At 61.9% G+C, this 19,464-nt stretch carries 17 protein-coding genes; 4 read left to right on the forward strand and 13 right to left on the reverse strand.

The window, feature by feature from the left end; translation table 11 throughout:
• Positions 1-24 precede the first annotated feature (24 nt).
• On the forward strand, positions 25-903 hold the full coding sequence (locus ACP7B1_RS14380; RefSeq protein WP_346305941.1) for a helix-turn-helix domain-containing protein: 879 nt from the start codon (positions 25-27) through the stop codon (positions 901-903).
• Positions 904-915: 12 nt separating this feature from the next.
• Here ACP7B1_RS14380 and ACP7B1_RS14385 read toward each other — a convergent pair whose 3' ends face one another.
• Complete coding sequence (locus tag ACP7B1_RS14385) at positions 916-1,671, reverse strand: IclR family transcriptional regulator (protein WP_346305940.1); 756 nt, start codon at positions 1,669-1,671, stop codon at positions 916-918.
• Between the two features lie 180 nt (positions 1,672-1,851).
• On the opposite strand from ACP7B1_RS14385, the gene ACP7B1_RS14390 reads away from it, so the two are divergent.
• Genes ACP7B1_RS14390 through pcaF form a run of 3 tightly spaced genes read left to right on the forward strand, consistent with a single transcriptional unit; the run spans position 1,852 to position 4,702 of the window.
• A complete protein-coding gene (locus tag ACP7B1_RS14390; RefSeq protein ID WP_346305939.1) occupies positions 1,852-2,712 on the forward strand; it encodes a CoA transferase subunit A in 861 nt (286 codons plus the stop codon).
• 11 nt (positions 2,713-2,723) lie between these two features.
• A complete protein-coding gene (locus tag ACP7B1_RS14395; RefSeq protein ID WP_346305938.1) occupies positions 2,724-3,497 on the forward strand; it encodes a CoA-transferase subunit beta in 774 nt (257 codons plus the stop codon).
• Positions 3,497-4,702 (forward strand): 3-oxoadipyl-CoA thiolase, encoded by a 1,206-nt coding sequence (gene pcaF / locus ACP7B1_RS14400; protein WP_346305937.1) that lies wholly within the window; start codon positions 3,497-3,499, stop codon positions 4,700-4,702. The genes ACP7B1_RS14395 and pcaF overlap by 1 nt, the downstream gene beginning before the upstream one ends.
• Here pcaF and ACP7B1_RS14405 read toward each other — a convergent pair whose 3' ends face one another.
• From ACP7B1_RS14405 to ACP7B1_RS14460, 12 genes are all read right to left on the reverse strand, one after another.
• Positions 4,703-6,379: an ABC transporter ATP-binding protein gene (locus ACP7B1_RS14405; RefSeq protein WP_346305936.1), complete on the reverse strand. Its 1,677-nt coding sequence runs from the start codon at positions 6,377-6,379 to the stop codon at positions 4,703-4,705.
• Positions 6,376-7,320: an acetamidase/formamidase family protein gene (locus tag ACP7B1_RS14410; RefSeq protein WP_346305935.1), complete on the reverse strand. Its 945-nt coding sequence runs from the start codon at positions 7,318-7,320 to the stop codon at positions 6,376-6,378. Before ACP7B1_RS14410 ends, ACP7B1_RS14405 begins: the two co-directional genes overlap by 4 nt.
• A 72-nt stretch (positions 7,321-7,392) precedes the next feature.
• Complete coding sequence (locus ACP7B1_RS14415) at positions 7,393-9,012, reverse strand: ABC transporter substrate-binding protein (RefSeq protein WP_346305934.1); 1,620 nt, start codon at positions 9,010-9,012, stop codon at positions 7,393-7,395.
• A 30-nt stretch (positions 9,013-9,042) separates the two neighbouring features.
• Positions 9,043-9,963, reverse strand: coding sequence for an ABC transporter permease (locus tag ACP7B1_RS14420; protein ID WP_426137050.1), 921 nt, complete (start codon positions 9,961-9,963; stop codon positions 9,043-9,045).
• Position 9,964: 1 nt separating this feature from the next.
• Positions 9,965-10,813 (reverse strand): ABC transporter permease, encoded by an 849-nt coding sequence (locus ACP7B1_RS14425; RefSeq protein WP_346308372.1) that lies wholly within the window; start codon positions 10,811-10,813, stop codon positions 9,965-9,967.
• On the reverse strand, positions 10,813-11,394 hold the full coding sequence (locus ACP7B1_RS14430; RefSeq protein ID WP_346308371.1) for an ANTAR domain-containing response regulator: 582 nt from the start codon (positions 11,392-11,394) through the stop codon (positions 10,813-10,815). The genes ACP7B1_RS14425 and ACP7B1_RS14430 overlap by 1 nt, the downstream gene beginning before the upstream one ends.
• Entirely contained in the window at positions 11,391-12,527 is a 1,137-nt protein-coding gene (locus tag ACP7B1_RS14435) for a transporter substrate-binding domain-containing protein (RefSeq protein WP_346308370.1), read from the reverse strand. The genes ACP7B1_RS14430 and ACP7B1_RS14435 overlap by 4 nt, the downstream gene beginning before the upstream one ends.
• Before the next feature lie 190 nt (positions 12,528-12,717).
• Positions 12,718-13,737, reverse strand: coding sequence for a UDP-glucose 4-epimerase GalE (gene galE / locus ACP7B1_RS14440; RefSeq protein WP_346308369.1), 1,020 nt, complete (start codon positions 13,735-13,737; stop codon positions 12,718-12,720).
• A gap of 130 nt (positions 13,738-13,867) precedes the next feature.
• Complete coding sequence (locus tag ACP7B1_RS14445) at positions 13,868-15,055, reverse strand: polysaccharide pyruvyl transferase family protein (protein ID WP_346308368.1); 1,188 nt, start codon at positions 15,053-15,055, stop codon at positions 13,868-13,870.
• A gap of 38 nt (positions 15,056-15,093) precedes the next feature.
• On the reverse strand, positions 15,094-16,422 hold the full coding sequence (locus ACP7B1_RS14450; protein ID WP_346308367.1) for a glycosyltransferase family 4 protein: 1,329 nt from the start codon (positions 16,420-16,422) through the stop codon (positions 15,094-15,096).
• Positions 16,419-18,662, reverse strand: coding sequence for a hypothetical protein (locus ACP7B1_RS14455; RefSeq protein ID WP_426137051.1), 2,244 nt, complete (start codon positions 18,660-18,662; stop codon positions 16,419-16,421). The genes ACP7B1_RS14450 and ACP7B1_RS14455 overlap by 4 nt, the downstream gene beginning before the upstream one ends.
• Before the next feature lie 11 nt (positions 18,663-18,673).
• Positions 18,674-19,462 carry a hypothetical protein gene (locus ACP7B1_RS14460; protein WP_346308365.1) on the reverse strand — a complete coding sequence of 263 codons (789 nt, stop codon included), beginning with the start codon at positions 19,460-19,462 and terminating at the stop codon, positions 18,674-18,676.
• Positions 19,463-19,464 lie beyond the last annotated feature (2 nt).

Raw genomic sequence — 19,464 nt, forward strand, 5'->3', positions numbered from 1 at the left:
GAACATTGGGGACGGGAGGAACCGATGAGCGGCGCAGTACCAACCTATGATCTCTATGGCGAAAACCATCCGAAACGGCCGGATTTCTGGCTGCATTGGGAGACAATCGCCTCCAGAAGCCAATTGCACAATTGGGAGATCAAAACCCATCGCCATGCGGCATTCTTTCAGATTTTGTACTTTCGCGGCGGAACCGGCGATGCGGTTTTCGGCGCGCACAGCCATCCCATACAGCCGCCGGTCATGATCACCGTGCCGCCGCAATGCGAGCATGGTTTCCGGTTTTCCCGGGATATGGATGGCATGGTCATCACCATGCTGGCCGCGCGCTTCGGGTCTTCCGGCCGCACCATCTGCGACGCCGGCATGCCGCCGCGATTGATTTCGCTCGTACCCGATCACGCCGATGCAGCGTTTCTGACGCACAGTCTCGAACGCCTGTGCGCTGAGCTGGTATCGGGCGGCGCCTTTCACGACGATCTAGTGGAATCCTATCTCAAGTCCATCGTTCTTCTGGCCGCGCGCATGACCGCCCCGGAACTGCCGCCCGGCGGTGAAAGCTCCAGTACGGAGGAGCGCCTGAAACTGCTGAACATCATGGTCAACCGGCATTTTCGCGAACATCGCCCGGCGGAATTCTATGCCGGACACCTCGGCTTGTCGGCAACCCATCTCAACCGCATCGTCAAGGCGGCGACGGGGCAAAGCACCAATGGCTTGCTGGCACGCCGCCTTGCCGATCAGGCGAAGCGCGATCTGGTGTTCACCTCTGCCAGTATCAAGCAGATCGCCTATGATCTCGGCTTTGCCGATCCGGCTTATTTCACCCGGTTTTTCACCAGGGAGACCGGCGCGACACCCCGGCAGTACCGCACCGAGCAAAGCGCTAGAATGGCTGTCTGAACCGACGGCCTGTCATACCAGCACCGCGGCGATGGTATCGCGGGTCGATTGCATGGCGGGCAGATAGCGCTCGATCATTTCCGCGATCGTCACGCGCGGTGCCTGCGCGCCGACATTGATGGCGGCAATGGTCATGCCGCGCGTGTTGCGCACGGGAACCGCGATGGAGCACAGCCCGATCTCCAGTTCCTGGTCGATCACCGCATAGCCCTGCGCCCTGACGGTGCGCACTTCATCCATCAGGTCCGGCAGCGTGGTCTTCGTGCGCGGCGTGTTCGCCGGGCGGTTGCTGCCTGCAAGGATGCGCAGTGCGTCGTCATCGCTCATCGCCGCGAGCAGGACCCGGCCCATGGAGGAACAATAGGCGGGAAGGCGGCTGCCGGGATTGAGATTGATCGACATGACACGCTTGTGCGAGGCACGCGCGATGTAGACAATCTCATTGCCGTCGAGCACCGAAGCCGAGGCGCTTTCACCGGTTTTTTCCGACAGCTGGTCGAGAAACGGCTGCATCAGCCGGGGCAGGGGCGTCGATGACAGGTAGGAATGGCCAAGACGCAGGATGCGCGGCGTCAGCGTGAAGAATTTTCCGTCATATTCCGCATAGCCGAGCTGTGTGAGCGTCAGCAGGCAGCGGCGGGCCGTGGCGCGCTCCAGCCCGGTCATCCGCGCAATATCCGTGATCGACAGACGCGTATTGACCGCATCGAAGGCCTCGATGACGGCAAGCCCCTTGGCAAAACCGCTGATGAAGTCCGTTTCACGCATCCGCACCTGCCTTATCCGCTGCATTTCCGCACAATTTGTGCGATATGCGAACAAATGTCAAATAACGCACAAAACCATTGACGGGCGGAACGCGGCGGGACTACGCCATGGGAACAAATGGAGGTTTGCACCGGATGCCGGCCATCGCTGCGCTTCGGGAACAGCGACAGGGAGAGAGACGTGGCAAAAATCTGCACGCTTGCTGAAGCGATCGGGGACAATGTCAGGGATGGCGATACGCTCGCCATGGAAGGGTTCACCCACCTCATTCCCTATGCCGCCGGGCACGAGATCATCCGGCAGGGCCGCAAGGAGCTCTTCCTCGTGCGCATGACGCCTGACCTCATCTACGACCAGCTGATCGGCGTCGGCGCAGCGCGCGGCATGAAGTTCTCCTGGGGCGGCAATCCCGGCGTGGGCTCGCTGCACCGCTTCCGCGATGCGGTGGAAAACCAGTGGCCGCGGCCGCTTGAGATCGAGGAACATTCGCACGCGGCCATGGCCAATGCCTATGAGGCGGGTGCGGCCAATCTGCCGTTCGCCGTGCTGCGCGGCTATATCGGCGCTGACCTTGCCAAGGTCAATCCGAACATCCGGTCGGTCACCTGTCCCTTCACCGGTGAGGTGCTCGCCGCCGTTCCCTCCATCCGTCCTGACGTGTCGATCATCCACGCCCAGCGTGCCGACCGGCAGGGCAATGTGCTGATCGAGGGCATCTCCGGCGTGCAGAAGGAAGCGGTGCTGGCCGCCAGCCGTTCCATCGTGACGGTGGAGGAAATCGTCGACGAGTTGAACCCGCCATCGCCCAATGCTGTGGTCCTGCCCCGATGGGCCATCAGCGCTGTCGTGCATGTGCCGGGCGGCGCCTTCCCCTCCTATGCGCATGGCTACTACCAGCGCTCCAATGCCTTCTACATCGCCTGGGACAAGATCGCCCGCGACCGCGACAGCTTTACAGCGTGGATCAGCGAGAACGTCCTTGCCGGCAAGCCGGAAGATTTTGCCCGTCACGCCGTCCGGCGTGCGGCGAATGCAGCGTGAGGAGCAAGACCATGACCCAGGATTTCACCCCCACGGAAATGATGACCATCGCGGCTGCCCGCGCGCTGAGCAATGACGATGTCTGCTTTGTCGGGATCGGCGCACCCTCCGCCGCCTGCAACGTGGCGCGGCTGACCCATGCGCCTGACATCACGCTGATCTACGAAAGCGGCACCATCGGCACCAAGCCGGATGTGCTCCCACTTTCCATCGGCGACGGCGAACTCTGCGACACCGCCTTGTTCACCGTGTCGGTGCCAGAAATGTTCCGCTATTGGCTGCAGGGCGGGCGCATCACCACCGGATTTCTCGGCGGCGCGCAGATCGACCGTTTTGCCAATCTCAACACGACGGTGGTCGGCCCCTATGATGCACCGAAAGTGCGCCTGCCCGGTGGCGGCGGCGCACCGGAAATAGCCAGCAATTGCGGCCAGATTTTCATCACCATGGCACTGACCAATCGCGGCTTTGTCGATCATCTCGATTTCATCACCTCGATCGGGCATGGCGAGGGCGGCGATCATCGCGCACGCCTCGGCATGAAGACCAAAGGGCCAACCCGCGTCATAACGGACCTGTGCATTTTCGAGCCTGATCCGGTCACCAAAGAGCTGACCGTCGTTTCGATCCACAGGGGTGTGACACGCGTGCAGATCGAAGAGAATTGCGGCTGGCCCGTCCGGTTTGCTAAGGAGATCGTGGAAACGCCAGTCCCCACTGCAACCGAACTTTCCGTGCTGCGCGATATCAATGCCCGCACGAAACGCGCTCACGAGGCCGCCTGATGTCTGAAGCCTATATCTGCGACTATATCCGCACGCCCATCGGCCGCTTCGGCGGCGCCTTAGCCTCCGTCCGCACCGACGATCTGGGCGCCATTCCGCTGAAAGCGCTGATAGAGCGCAATCCCTCCGTCGACTGGGAAGCCATCGGTGAAGTCATCTATGGTTGCGCCAATCAGGCGGGCGAGGACAACCGCAATGTGGCTCGCATGTCCCTGCTTCTGGCAGGCCTGCCGGTGACGGTGCCGGGCACGACGATGAACCGCCTGTGCGGTTCGGGGATGGATGCGGTGATCACGGCGGCCCGCGCCATCAAGGCCGGGGAAATCGAGATTGCCATTGCCGGCGGCGTCGAATCCATGTCGCGCGCGCCCTTCGTTCTGCCGAAAGCCGAAGGCGCGTTTTCGCGCCACGCCGAGATTCACGACACCACCATCGGCTGGCGCTTCGTCAACCCGCTGATGCAGCAGCAATATGGCATCGATTCCATGCCGGAGACCGGCGAAAACGTCGCCGAGGAGTTTCATGTCGCGCGCGCCGATCAGGATGCTTTCGCCGTGCGCTCCCAGCAAAGGGCAGGGGCGGCCATGGACAATGGCCGGCTTGCCCGGGAAATCACGCCCGTCATCATTCCCCAGCGCAAGGGCGAGCCGCTGATCGTCGGCCGCGACGAGCATCCGCGCCCGCAGACAACGCTCGAGCAGCTGGCCAAACTGCCGACGCCCTTCAGGAAGGGCGGATCGGTGACAGCGGGCAATGCTTCGGGTGTCAATGACGGTGCAGCGGCGCTGATCATCGCATCTGAAGTGGCAGCGCAGAAATATGGCCTGACCCCCATCGCCCGCATCATCGGCGGTGCGACCGCCGGTGTTCCACCGCGCATCATGGGGATCGGCCCTGTCGCCGCCACGGAGAAGCTCTGCGCGCGGCTTGGCCTGACACCGCAGGATTTTGGCGTGATCGAACTCAACGAAGCTTTTGCCTCGCAGGGCCTTGCCACCCTGCGCGCACTCGGGCTTGCGGACGATGCCGACCACGTCAATGCCAATGGCGGGGCGATTGCCCTCGGCCATCCCCTGGGGATGTCCGGCGCACGCATCACCGGAACCGCGGCACTGGAACTCGGCGTCAGGCAAGCCCGCTACGCACTGGCCACCATGTGCATCGGTGTCGGCCAGGGCATCGCGGTTGCCCTGGAACGGGTCTGATCAGGCGAAGTGCCGGGCCCGTGGATCGGGGATCGGCACCGCCGCCATCAGCGCCCTTGTATAGTCATCCTGCGGATTCTCGAAAACCGCGCGGCGCGTTCCCATTTCGACGATGCGCCCGCCGCGCATGACCGCCACATTGTGCGACATGCGCTCCACCACCGCCATGTCATGCGATATGAAGAGATAGGCGAGCCCCATCGTTTCCTGCAATTCCAGCATGAGATCGAGCACCCGGGCCCGCACGGAAACGTCGAGCGCCGCCACGCTTTCATCCGCCACGATCAGTTTCGGCTGCAGGGCAAGGGCGCGCGCAATGCAGATGCGCTGGCGCTGGCCGCCGGAAAACTCGTGCGGATAGCGCGTCGCCGCATCCGGCTGCAGGCCGACCCGCCGCAACAGGTCCGCCACCCGGTCGGCGCGTTCGCTCCGCCCGCCCAGACCGTGAATAATCAAGGGTTCGGCAATGGCAGCCCCCACCGCCATGCGCGGATCGAGCGAGGCATAAGGATCCTGGAAAATCATCTGCGCCGAGCGGCGAACCGGCTGCATCTGCCGGGCATGCAAGCCGGCAATGTTCCTGCCGTCGATGACGACATCGCCGGTAAACGGGATCAGCCCGAGAACTGCCTTGCCGGTGGTCGATTTGCCCGAGCCGCTTTCGCCGACAAGCCCCAATGTTTCACCCGGACGCAACGCAAAAGAGACATCGTCGACGGCGGCAAGCGGCGGCTTGCCCTTGAACAGCCACCGCGCCGGGCTGCCATAGGTCACGTTCAGATTGCGGACATGCAGGATCGGCGAGGCTGATACCGGCACAACAGACGCGGCCTGCGCGCTTACACGCGGCGGCCCCTCGGTTCCCGCATGGGCCCCCAGGCGCGGCACGGCCGCCAATAATTCCTGAGTATAGGTTTGGCTGGGCTTTTCGAAAATCGCCAGTGCCTCGCCCTGTTCAACAATGCGGCCATTCTGCATGATCGCAACCCGGTCCGCCATTTCGGCGACAACGCCCATGTCATGGGTGATCAGGATGATCGAGGCGCCGAACTCCTGTTTCAATTCACGCATCAGTTTCAGGATCTGCGCCTGAACCGTCACATCAAGCGCCGTCGTCGGTTCATCGGCGATCAGCACTTTCGGCCGGCAGGAGAGGGCCATTGCGATCATCACCCGCTGGCGCATGCCGCCGGAAAGTTCATGCGGATATTGCGACAGGCGGCGGGCTGGATCGGTGATGTGCACGGCATCGAGCATCCGCCGCGCGATGGCATCCGCCATTCCCCCTTCGCTGCCCTGATGTTCGCGGATGGCTTCCGTCAGCTGTGCCCCGATCGACATGACGGGGTTCAGCGACGTCATCGGCTCCTGGAACACCATCGCCACATCGCCGCCGCGTACGCTCCGCATGGCGCGGTTCGACAGCGCGACCAGGTCCTTGTCGCCGAGCCGGATATTGCCCGACGCCACCTGCAGCGAGGCTTTCGGCAGCAGGCCCATGATCGAGAGCGATGTCACCGATTTGCCGGAACCGGATTCACCGGCAATGCACAGCGTTTCCCCGGCATTGAGATCGAAGCTGATATTGTCGAGCACCCGCCGCCGTCCTTGCGGCGTGCGGGCGTCGACGCACAGGTTGCGGACGGTCAGGATGGGCTTTTGGGCAGACACGATCACGCGAACACGATCCTCGGGAAATAGAACGACACCACCCAGTTTGGCGCATCGACGATTTCACTGATACGCAGATCACCGCAAACCGAGCAGAGCAGATAGGCATCGATGGAACTCATGCCATGTTCGACGCCCAGCAGATCGATCATGCGCATGAGGGCTTCACGGGCGCCGGTCATCAGATCGGGGCCGATTCCGGTTGTCACCTCGTAGCCTGCGCCGTCGAGATGCCGGGTGACCGGTTCGGTCGTGGTGAAGCGCGGGCTCTGCAGCCGGGCATCCCTGACCAGTTCGATGGTGGCTTCCACTTCCATCTGGCTTTCGATGGCTGTGCCGCAGACTTCGCCATCGCCCTGCGCCGCATGGGTATCGCCGATGGAAAACAGCGCGCCGTCCACTTCCACCGGGAGGTAAAGCGTCACGCCCGAAGTCAGGTCGCGAATATCGAGATTGCCGCCAACCCGGCGCGGCGGGACAACGGAATGCAATCCCGGTTCAGCCGGTGCGACGCCAATCGTCCCGGCAAAGGGCTTCAGCGGCACGCGGCCGCCGGGACCGTAAAGCGCCGGTGCCATACTGACGGGGTCATAGGTCCACATGTGCAGCGCAGGTTCCTGGAATTGGTCCGCCAGCAGGCCGAAACCGGGGATATTGGCGGTCCAGCCGATACCCGACGGGACAAAGCGCCGAATGGTGACCTTCAGGGCATCACCCGGCTTGGCACCTTCCACATAGACAGGTCCGGTGACGGGGTTGATCTTGCCGAAATCGAGCGCGCCGAGGGTTTCCAGTGTCGACCCCTTGCCCAGCTGCCCGCCGGAGGAATCGAGGCACTCGAAATGAATCGTTTCACCGGCCTTGGCGACCAATGCTGGTTCGAAGTCGCGGTTCCAGCCGAAATGATGTTTTGCGCGATGAATGGTGTGGGTGCAGGCGATGCACATGTCAGATCTCCCGGAATATGATGCTGGTCCCCGGGGCGTGTTCCCCGGGGATGGGTCGAGGTCAGAACCGCTTTATTGCTTGACGTAGATCGCGTCGTAATTGATGACGCGGGTCGGATCGACATAGATCTTGTCCGAACCGCCCATGCGCGGCGACTTGGCAACAACACGGCGCTCGTTGATCACGGGAATCCACGGCGCATCGGCCATGATATCCGTGAAAATCTTGCCCCAGACGCCCGCCCGCTCGGCTGCCTTGGCCGGATCGGACAGGGAGTCCGCCGCGACCGCACGCTTGTCGAGATCGGCATTGCAGTACCACGACCAGTTCCAGCCGCCGCTGACCGCACCGGAGCAACCGAGGATCGGCCCGTAGAAATTCGACGGATCGGGGAAATCGGCAATCCACGCCATGCCGCCCGACCAGATCATCGGTGCTTCGCCTTCCGTGCCGCCCGCCGCAATCACGTTGGACTGCGCCAGCGCGCGCACTTCCGCCTTGACGCCGATGGCGGCCAGATCCTGCTGGATGGCCTGCGCGATACGCGGCTGCGGATCGGTATTGGTTGAATAGAGGATGGTCTGGAAGCCGCTGGGGAAACCGGCCTCGGCCAGCAAAGCCTTGGCCTTCGCCACGTCATAGGCATAGCCGGTATAACCCTTGTCATAGCCCGGCATTGCCGGTGGCAAAGGCTGGTTTGCGGACGTGGCGCGGCCATTGAGAATGCGGGTGATGCGCTCCTTGTTGACGGCCATGTTCACCGCCTGGCGCACTTTCACATTGTCAAACGGCTTGATCCTGGTGTTCAGCGTCACATAACCGGTATGCAGCTGGTCGCCATCCACGATCATCCCGGCACCCGCCGGAGAGTTCTTGATCTCAAGGAACTTTGCCGGCGGAATGCCATCACCGGCAATGTCGACCTCGCCCTTTTGCAGGCGCAGGAGGGCAACGAGCGGTTCCTGGCCGACTTCCACCGTGAATTTGTCGATATGCGGCATGTCCTTGACGAAATAATCGGGATTGCGCGCGAAGACGAGGCGCTGGCCGATGGTCCATTCCTTCAGGACAAACGTTCCCGAGCCAACCGGCTTCTTGCCGAAATCACCGGCGGCAGCCTCGACGGCTTCCTGCGGGACGACGGACGCGAAATTGATGGCAAGGACATGCAGGAATGTGGCATCCGGACGCGACAGATGGAAGACCACCGTGCTGGCATCCGGCGCTTCGATGCCTTCAAGTGTCGTGGTCTTGCCGCCGGACAGGTCTTCATAGCCCTTGATCGCGCTGAAGAAACCGGCACCCGGGCCCTGTGTCTTCGGATTGACGGCGCGCTCGATCGAGTATTTGACGTCGGACGCCACAAGCTCGCGGCCATTGGTGAATTTCACGCCCTTGCGCAGCTTGAACGTATAGGTCAGGCCATCGGGGGAGACATCGAACGTCTCAGCAAGCGACGGAACAAGATCCGGCGTTCCCGGCGTATAGTCCATCAGGCGTGAGTACAGGCTCTTGATCATCGACCAGTTGACCCAGTCATAGCCGACGGCGGGATCAAGTGTGGCGATATCATCCTTGTAGGTGATGAGCACATCGCCGCCCTGTTTCGGCGTTTCCTGTGCCCATGCGGGCAGCGACGATAGGACAAGCACCGTTGCCATGGTGGTGTTGCGAAGCCAGCGGTTTAACATTCTGTTCCCTTTTCTTGTTCTGGTTGAAATTCAGCGCGCACGGATACGCGGATCGATCAGCGGCGCGATGATATCGGCAAGCAGGTTGCCGAGGACGATCGCGAGCGCGGAAACGAGGGTCACCCCCATGATGATCGGGATGTCGACCTGTTGAATGGCCTGCCACGCCAATTGACCGATGCCCGGCCAGCCATAGACCGCTTCGACGACAACGACACCGCCCATGAACTGGCCGATATCGATGCCGATCATCGCGATGATCGGCAGGAGGGCATTGGGCAGGGCGTGGCGCAGCACGATGCGCGCCGACGACAGGCCCTTGGCCCGGGCAGTACGCACGTAATCCTGGTTGAGCACATCGATCATGGCCGAGCGCACCATGCGGGCGTACCAGCCGGCGCCGAGAATGCCGAGGGTTGCCGCGGGCAGCACGACGTGGGCCGCCGTCCCGAAGCCGCTCATCGGGAACCAGCCGAGCGTGACGGCAAAGACGTAGAGCAACAGCAGGGCGACAACGAATTGCGGCGCGGAGACGCCGACGAACGAGGCCATCATCACAACCCGGTCGACCACGCCGCCCCGGCGCAAGGCGGCGATGATCCCAAGGATGAGGCCGAGGACGACTTCAACGAATATGCCCGCGGCCATCAGGATCAAAGTGGCGGGAAGACGGGCAAGGATCAGCGCGCCGACATCGGTCTTCTGCGCGTAGGAACGGCCGAGATTGCCCTGGAGAATACCCTGCAGATAGGTCCAGAACTGCACGAGCAGGGGCTGGTCCAGACCAAGCTCGCGGCGGATATTGGCCACCGTCTGCGCGGTGGCGCTGCGCCCGGCAATCATGCGCGCGGGGTCCGCCGGCAAGGCATAGAGCAGCAGGAACGTAATCGCGGCGACGCCGAGCAGGATCAGCGCGGTTTGCACAAGGCGGCGTAGAATGAGCAAAGCCATATCAACCCCTCCCGCGCTGCGTGGGATCGAGAATATCGCGCAGCGCATCCCCGACCAGGTTGAAGGAAAGCGCTGTCAGGAGGATGATCGCACCGGGAAAGAACACCAGCCATGGTGCAGCCTGAAAATAGCTCTGGCTTTCGAAGATGATATTGCCCCAGGAGGGCTGCGGCGGCTGCACGCCGATACCCAGGAAGGAGAGGGTGGCTTCCAGCAGTACGGTCGTGGCGATACCGAGCGTTCCCCAGACAATGGCCGTCGGCATCAAATGCGGCAGGATATGCACGAACAGAATGCGCAGATGACCGGCACCAAGTGAACGTTCGGCCAGAATGAAATCACGCTCCACCAGCCCGCGCGTTTCCGTATAGACGATGCGCGCCACCTGCACCCAGTTGACGAGAGCAATGACCATCGCAACGATCCACAGGCTTGGATGCAGGAGCGCCGCAAGCACGATGGCCAGCAGCAGGGCGGGGAATGCCATCATCAGATCGGTGAACCGCATGAGCAGGCCGCCGATGGGCCCGCGCAGATAGCCGGACAGAATACCGACCATGAGCCCGATGGCGACCGCAATCCCATTGGCGACAAGGCCGATGATCAGCGATGTGCGTGCACCGAAGAGAAGCCGCGAAAACAGATCGCGTCCCAGCGTATCGGTCCCGAGCAGAAACTGCGCACTGGGCGGCAGCGGTGCACCCTCAAGCGACAGCCCGTCAAACATCTGGTCATCGGGACTGTAGGGCGCAATCAGCGGCGCGCCGAGTGCCAGAAGCACCACGAGCATAACGACGATCAGGCCGAACAGCGCGGACGGCTGGCGCAGCATGCTTTTCAGAACGCGCATCAGCCAGCCTCCGGCAAGGGTTCAGCCCCGGCAAGGATAAGCGCGGCGATCTGCTCCATGGGGAATCGCCGCTGCATCGCGCAATTGCGCAGGATACTGTAGGCATGTTCCTCATCCACCTTGCGCGCCGCCATGATTTTCTGGACAGCAGCGTGCACCAGCGGGCGAAGCCGCACCCGTTCTTCAAGATGCTGGAGTTGCCTCGACGCCATGGTCCGCTCCGCATGAATGGCAACCGCCATCACAAGCGTCGGATAGACAGCCGACGCTGCAACCGGCTTGGCAATGATCGCACCGGCCCCCTGTTCCATGGCCCATGCGATACGGCCCGGCGCTTCCGACCCGAGCAGGGCGACGACAGGCAGCGGCGCCTTGCTGTCATGCCACGGCAATAGATCGTCCCAGCCCTGATCCGCATCGACGAGGACAATGTCGGGCAGATCGGCGGGTGCCAGGGGCTCCCACTGTACCGATACATGAAGACCAAGCAGCTTGAGCTGGCGGGTCAGCCGTTCGGTCGTAGCATCCGGCCGATGCAGGATCGTGGCGCGCCACCCGGTGAAATTGGGGGTCTCTCTCATGAAACGATCCGCAATCTGACCGGCATTTTCGTGCGGCGTCGGGTGAGGTAGGGATCGGCGGCAATCGCCGGCTGCGCATTGACGATGTCAAAACCGTTATGGTCGTTGATGCGGCCAAGCAGGAAAGGCAGCGCCATATGGTTGGTGTCGGGATCGATGCGGACAGGACCGAACACCGTCGACAGCGGCACGCCGGACAAGGCACGGCGAATGGTCTGTGGCTCGTCCGTTCCGGCGGCGACAATGGTCTCGCCGCAGAGTTTGACCGCCGCATAGGCGCTGGCGAAAATATTGGACAGACGCCGCTGCGGCCCGAAACGTTTGGATGCCGCGCCCTTGAAGGCAAGATTTTCCGGCGAGACAAGGCTGTCGAAATAGGCGGCGACGGAAAAATGTCCGGTCGCCACACCGGCGCCGATCTCGTCCAGTTCGCATTCGGACAGGTCGCAGCTGACGACCGGGCAGTTTTCCGGCAGGAAGGCGGAATCCCGGTCACCAAGCGCCTTAAAAGCCCGCAGGAAAGCATAGCTTGCCGGTCCGATCAGGTTGTTGAGGACAAAGCTCGGCCGTCGCTGTTCGATATCGAGAATGATGCGCTCGACCGCGGTCTCCTCCAGCGGCAGGTAGCGTTCGCCCAATACCTCACCGCCCGCCTTGCTGATCAGCTCGCGCGCAAGCCGGTTCATCTCCCATCCCCACACATAGTTCGCACCGACCAGATAGGGTCGTCGCCCATAGCGCGGCAGGAGGTAGTCGAACAGCGGCAGCAGATGCTGATTGGGGCACGCCCCGGTATAGATCACGTTTTCATTGGCCTCGAACCCCTCATAGGGGCACATGTACCAGAGCAGGCCATCATGCTTTTCGACGAGCGGAATGACTTCCTTGCGGGCAATGGATGTGATGGTTCCGACAATGTGGCGGCAGCCATGCTCACGCAGCATGGAGCGGGCACCTTCGAGATAATCGGGGATATGGCCCTGCGGATCGATGAAGACGGGTTCGATGGCGCCGGGATAGGCCGCCCGGATCTCATCCATGGCAAATTCGGCCCCGTCGCGGCTGTCGCGACCGATAGCGCCGTACGGCCCCGTCGTCGAATAGAGAATGCCAATTTTTATCGCGTCAGCCATGTCCCCGCCAAAACCAAAAACCCCATGACGCAAGCTCCCATCGAGGATGGGGCGTCATGGGGCGAAACTGCCCGTCGACTATCAAAGTCATGTGGATGCAGACAAGCCATTGCTCAATCTGCAGGCACGATTAAAATACGTGCATACGGTCCTTGTCAAGCGGGTACCAGGCAGAATCCTGTCATGGCGATTACACGGCGATGCGTGCCTCCGACTGTTCAAGCGCCTTCCTGATGGCGAGCTGCCGTTCCCAGGCCAGGGCGTCGCCGACGATGAGGTCGAGGTCGGCGCGTTTCGGCTCAAAACCGAATACGGTGCGCACACGTTCGTTCCCTGCCACCAGCACTGCTGGATCGCCCGCACGCCTCGGCGCGGTCCGGACTTCGAAATCGACGCCCGACACGCGCTTGACCGCGTCGATGATGTCAAGAACGGAATAACCGTAGCCGTAGCCGCAATTGGCGGCGGTGCTTGTCCCTCCGGCCTCCAGATAGTTCAGGGCGCACAGATGCGCCTGCGCCAGATCGCTGACATGAATATAGTCGCGAATGCAGGTGCCGTCGGCGGTCGGATAGTCCGTGCCATACACCTCGATATGCGAGCGCTCGCCCGTCGCCGCCTGGCTGGCGATCTTGATAAGATGCGTGGCGCGCGGGAACGACTGCCCCGAGCGCAATTGCGGGTCGGCACCCGCCACGTTGAAATAGCGCAGAGCCACATAGTTGAATTCCGGATGGGCCACGGCCGCGTCCCGCAGCATCCACTCGGTCATCAGCTTGGACGTACCGTAGGGCGAGATCGGCTGATGCGGCATATCTTCGCTGATCGGCGTTCGCTCCGGTTCCCCATAAATTGCGGCGGTCGACGAGAAAATGAAATGCCTGATGCCCTCGGCGATGGCGGCTTCCATCAGGGAACGCGATTGCACGGTATTGTTGCGGTAATAAGAAAGCGGATCGCGCACGGAATCGGGAACGACGATCGAACCTGCAAAGTGCAGGATCGCCGTCACATTGTGCCGGCGGATCAGATCGCGCACCAGCGCCTGATCGCCGATATCACCCTGCACGAACGGCACGTCATCCGGCACCAGCCAGGCGAAACCGCAACTCAGATCGTCAAGGACCACGACCGGGCGGCCGGCATCCTTGAGGGCAAGCACCATGTGGCTGCCGATATAGCCGGCGCCACCAGTAACAAGAACAGTCATGGGGAGGAACTCCTGCAACTTTGTTGGAGAGATTGATAGGGTGGAGCGGCGTATGCCATGTCGATAGTCTGTCTTACACTTCCTTTCCTACGGTTTGCTTTCCTCCCGGGAAATTCTGATTGTTTGCTGTCTAAGCGACTCGTCGGGCGGAGTCCGATGCGCGCCTGCCCGTCTCGGTCATCTTGTGATCCACGCCGTTTTCGGTCAGGAAGACGTTCATCTCGCCATAGGTCTCGAACCAGGCGCGATTGTATTTGTCGAAAAGCGATTGATCCCAATAATCCTCCAGCCGGAACGGCTTGCCGCCAAACACGTCATAACTTGGGATCTTGTAGGTTTCGGCGAATTCGGCCGTGCGGCTGTCATAGGTGAAATAGATCGACGGCACGCCGTTGGCCAGCGCCATGAGATTGCCGTGCAGGCGGTAACCGAGAACCAGCTGATGCGCGCGAACCAAGGTTTCGTAATCCGCGACCACGTCGGAATAATACATGCGCTCGCGGTAGAGCTTTTCCATTGCATCGTCGAAATACCAGTCCGAGACCCAACGGTTCGCCTTCAGTGCGGCGATGGCGTCTTCCTTCTGCTCGTCGGTGCCGAAGACCATCTTCTTTTCTTCCACTTCGCCCTGCGCCATCAGGGTGATGTCGAAGCGGTTCGCCATCGCCTTGATCAGGTCGCGGTGCAGGGTCAGATAGCGCTGGATATCCTGCGCATAGGTTGGCGAGACTTCGCGCCGGACGGTCACACCCACCTTTTCCACCGTGTCCAGCTCAGGCAATTTGATGCGCAGATGCTGGTTGTTGCGCCGGAACGCCGTGGGGCAGCCGATGACGCGGACATTCTTGATGCCGATGTCGTTGAGCACCTGGGCGGAATAGGCGCCACGCACACCGACGGAGGTGGTCGAATCGGCAATGATGCGCCAAACCGCCTTGGACTCCTCCGACAGTTCCAGCTGCCCCTTGACCGGCGCCTGCGCGCCGACACCGAAGGCAATGACCGGCAGCCCCAGGCGCTTGAGAACCGGGATGGTGTCGCGCCAGTTCATCTCCCTGTTGATGTAGTTGGACCCGCGCAGGATGACATAGTCATACTCCTCGCGCAGCTGGTCGATCTTCTCCATCGGCGGTCCGGCAATGGGAAGTTCGGCGACCTTCTCGTAGTTCATGAGCTTCAGGGATGATTCAAAGACGAAGGCATCACCGATATTGTGATAGTGGTCGATGCTGCGCTGAATGTCACTGTGCTGGTACCAGCGGACATTGTCGTGATCGTAAACTTCTCCGGCGGGGATCATTACGAGGACGCGTGCCATGAGGTATTCCTTCTTTTGGCGATGAAAGCTGGATAACCTCAGCTTGCTTGGGAAAGAACAACGTCAGTTCTTGCAGCGATCGAGAGTGGCTGCTGCCGGCTAGATTTAAGCAATTCACCATAGAGAGCAAGGTGTTCCTGAGCACAGTCGATATAGTTCACGGGTTTCCGGATGGTCTGATGCAAACGGTCCCAGATCGAGGTATCGCTGAGTACTTCGGTGAAACGGTCAGCCAGGTCTTCGGCACTGCGCACACGGAAGTGCAGACCATCCAACCCGTCCCGGACTTTTTCGGCCATGCCGCCAATATTGGAACAGATCACCGGGCGGCGATGGTGCAGGGCCTCCTGGATCACAATCGGCGAGTTCTCCCACCAGATCGACGGCATCACCACCCAATCGACGGGCTGCATGAGACGCGGCATTTCCGCATTCTGGTAGGCGCCGTAAAAGCGCACGCGCGACCCGGCTTCCTCGATCAGTTTTCGCATGCGATCCTGAAAGTCGCGCGGCTGCTTCTCCAGATTGCCGCCAAAGATCATCAGGCGCGAATCCTCGCCCCAGGTTTCCTCGGGCACACGCGACACCGCATCGATCAGGACGTCGATGCCCTTGAACGGCGTTATCTGCCCGAAATAAGCGAAGCGGTTGCGCCGCTGCCTTGGGCCCGCCAGCTCGCGCGGCGGTGTCACGCTGTCGATGGCGATGCCATTCTCGATCACCCTCAGCTTGGCGGGATCAAGTCCCCACTCCTTGTACCTGCCGGCCAGGAATTCGCTGGGTGAAACAAAGGCATCGGCAAGCTCGAGCATGCCGCGGATGAAGCGCTCCCGCTTGAGGAAGCGGGCAGGGGGGACATCGGGAAAGCAGGCATGGCAATCGATGGGCGAGGCTTCGTTGCACAGCTTTGCCGAGCTTGCCTTCACCATCTGCCCGTCATTGTTGCAGATCGACAGATATTCGTGAAAGGTCATAAGAATGACCGCGTCGGGCAGCGCCTCGCGGATGGCATAAAGCGTTTCCAGCCCAAGGCCGAGCACGTGGTGGAAATGCACGACCTGCGGATTGAGATCGCGGACAAAGCGCAGGAGATCGCGGCGGATTTCATCGGTGTTCTTGTTTGACAGATAGAAGTGGTCGTATTCGTCGGCATGGAACAGGATTTCATCGCTGCTGCGCCGCATGCTCATCAGCGCCGTGGTGCCATGCCGCGGAATGGGATGTCCGGCGCGCGCCAGATAGACGGACTGGACACCGGTCAGGCTGTTGAGCCCCTTGTGCAGGTTGTAGGAGGCAATTTCGCCGCCTCCCAGGGAAATGCTGGGATGGGCATGGGAAATCACCAGAACCCGAAGCCGTTCGGTCATGCTGTTTCCTCCGCAGACACACTGCGCTTGTTGGAAAGATTGTTGGCCCAGCGCGCGTCGAAAACCTGCCGGTCGATACGCTCTATCAGGGCAATGGTCGAGGCCTTGTCGGACACGGATATGTCGTCGGACCCGAGCATCTGCGCCGACGGCAGCCAATAGGATTTCAGACCGGCCTGCTTGAGCTTGAGGCCAAGATCGAGGCCCTTTTCATGCGTGCCAAGATATCCACGGGTAAAACCATTGACGGAGAACAAGGCGTTTCGCGGCAGGACACAGCATTCGAATGTCGCCGTTGCCACTTCCGTTGTTCCCATCCCCGCCACGGCATCGATGGGATAGCCGGCATAGCGGCTGATCAGGGCGCGATCGGATTGCGCACCCGCCACCCATGTTCCGGCCCAGCGAATGGAATCGTCCTCATAGGCAAGGGTCGGAGACAGCACGCATTCCTTGCGGGCATCATAGGCCGCAAGCAGTTTCCGGAACCACCCGGTGCTGCGCGGCAGGAGTGAGGCGGCAAGAAAGACCACGCTCTCCGTGGACACCGCCCGCGCGCCGACTTCCAGCGCATCATACAGATCCTCCGATCCACTGGCGGAGACAAGGCGGACGCGCAGCCCATAGAAATCCGCCAGCCTGCGCAATTGCACGCCGATGCGGTCGATAATATCCGTGGCAGCCGCAACGACAATCGGTGCCGCGCGCGTCTCCGGATCAAGCGCCAGCAGGGCGAGAAGCGGACCGATCTCCTCGACGCGCTCGTCGACACCGATGATCAGTGCGGGTCCGGCAGCTTTTTCAAACGCGCCGAGATCGACCACGCCGAAAACCTCGGGAGCCGGCCGGCTGACGCCGCGCAGCAGCGGGACAAGCTGCTGGTCGACGATGTGGCGCAGCGCCCAGGCATTCGGATCAATGGCGCGAATCTGGCGAACGACCGCATCGCGCGATGTAATCCGGGTTGGCGTCAAGGGCATGAAGGCTCGGCGGGAATCGCTGAGTTCCAGCTCGATATAGAAGGGAGCCGTGCTGTCGCCCGTAAGCTCCGGGGCAAAGGCGACGAAACCGTGCGCATGGCGGTTGGGGTCCAGTCCGGCATTGAACGGCGGCTGGTTATCGAACTCCCGCGTCACATCCGCCCGGTCCACCCGGGTCCAGTTGCCGTCCAGCTGGATTTCGCCGCGGTGGCGGCGCAACTTCACGCCCTGGACGTGATTGTCGGGGTCGAGCAGCCAGCCGGAGACAAGCAGGCCGCTGCCTTCGACACGAAACACATTGTCGATGCCCATGCGCACCGGAAAGGGCAGGCTGGATATCGTTTCCGTGCCATCGAAGCGGTTGGCGGCAGAACGCAGGCGGAGCAGAATCTCCGTCGAACTGCGCATGTTCGGCAGAATGGCGCGGACATGGTTGGGGGTTTCCCGCGACCCGGCAAGCAGGCGGCGGTCATAAACCTCGATAAACCGCCAGCCGCGCCGGCCGCGAAACAACAGGCGCTCGATATCATTGGGCGAGATGGGTTCGTTCGCCAGCAACAGCCCGGCAAAACCGGATGCCTGCTCGCTCACATCGGGGCGCGCGAAAACGCCGATGGCGCATTCGGCGAGAGATGGCGTTCGGCCGCTGATCAACAGCCGCGTCACGGAAGGCGTCAGATCCTGTGCCCAGCCCTGCACGAAAATCTCGCCCTCGTCGCTGCCGCCGATCAGCTCGATAACGCCATCGGAGCGCGCGCCGGCCTGCAGCAGAATGGTGATGGCCGACAGTTTCTTGCGGCTGATGGGGCCGGAAATCAGCCCTTCGACAAGCCCGTCGATCGCACCCGGCAAATTCGGTCCGGCGAGATCGGCGATCATGGCCGCAAGATCGCCGATAGCGGCGGCACGGGCGGCAAACGAATAGCGGGATACCTTTGCCTTGTGCTGGAACATGATGGTCTTCAGCTGCGCGCGGCGCAGCACGTTTGTCGGCACGATTGCGACAAATCCGTGCGTGCCGGCCGGCGACGGGGCTTTCAGCGGCCAGTTGATGAAGGTCGCTTTGACACTCATGGCGGGATCGCCGTTGAGAAAGACCGTGAGCTGTTCGGGCGTATTGCCGCCGATGCCCATGATGAGCACCAGCGTATCCTCAACCGGGCAGCCGACGACCATTTCGCCTTCCATGACAATGGAATTGCGCTCCGGCGCTTTGCCGCCCGCCGGGACAGGCAGAAGTTTTTTGTCGTCGCGAGTCATCTATGCCACCCTCAACGGAGAACCGCGACGGCCATGAGCGCGCCCGCGGCAAACCCCACCAAAACAAACAACAGCAGAAACAGCGGTCTGGCATCGCCGCCGGCGCGCTTGTGCAAAAGCTCCAGGCGCTTCTCCAGCCCTGCCACGACACCGTCCATCCGCATCAGATGCACGTCGAGTTCCGTCATGCGCTGATTGAGGTCGCTGCGCAGCCCTTCGATCGCGCTGCTGACCTCGCCAAGATCACCCGGCGTTGCCCCGCCTGTGCCGTCGATGGTGGCGGCGGGCCGCTGCAGCGAACGCTGGCTGACCTGCAGCTGCCGCTGCGCCGCCATCAGCATGTCAAGCTTGTCGAGAATGCGGGTCATCGGTGCGGCGATCAGCGCTTCGGCCGCCTGCTCATCCGGCTTCGGCACGCGCAGGGGCTGCTCGACGCCTGCGCCGCTGATGGCGATGACAACCAGTTCACCGGCGCGCGCCGATGCAAACTGCGGCAGCATCACGTCAAAGGCATGAATACCATCGCCGACGCCGTTGCGCTTCAGGTCAGGACGTTCCTTGTCGGCCACCGCCTCGGCAATCGGCTTGCCATCCAGCAGGACGCGAATGATCAACCGTGCGCCCGGCGCCTGCGGATCGAAAGCCCAGCCATAAAGCCGGCCGGCATCGACGGCATCAACGCGGCCCTTCAGAGGCTCGCCGCGCACCGGCTCGGGCTTGGCGGGTCTTGCATTATCCTGTTCGGGGATGGCGGTCGGCTTCACAGATGCCTGCGTCGGTACTTTGGTCACTATGGACATGG

The organism is Phyllobacterium sp. SL163 (genome assembly GCF_049896885.1).
Classification (GTDB): Bacteria; Pseudomonadota; Alphaproteobacteria; order Rhizobiales; family Rhizobiaceae; genus Phyllobacterium; species Phyllobacterium calauticae.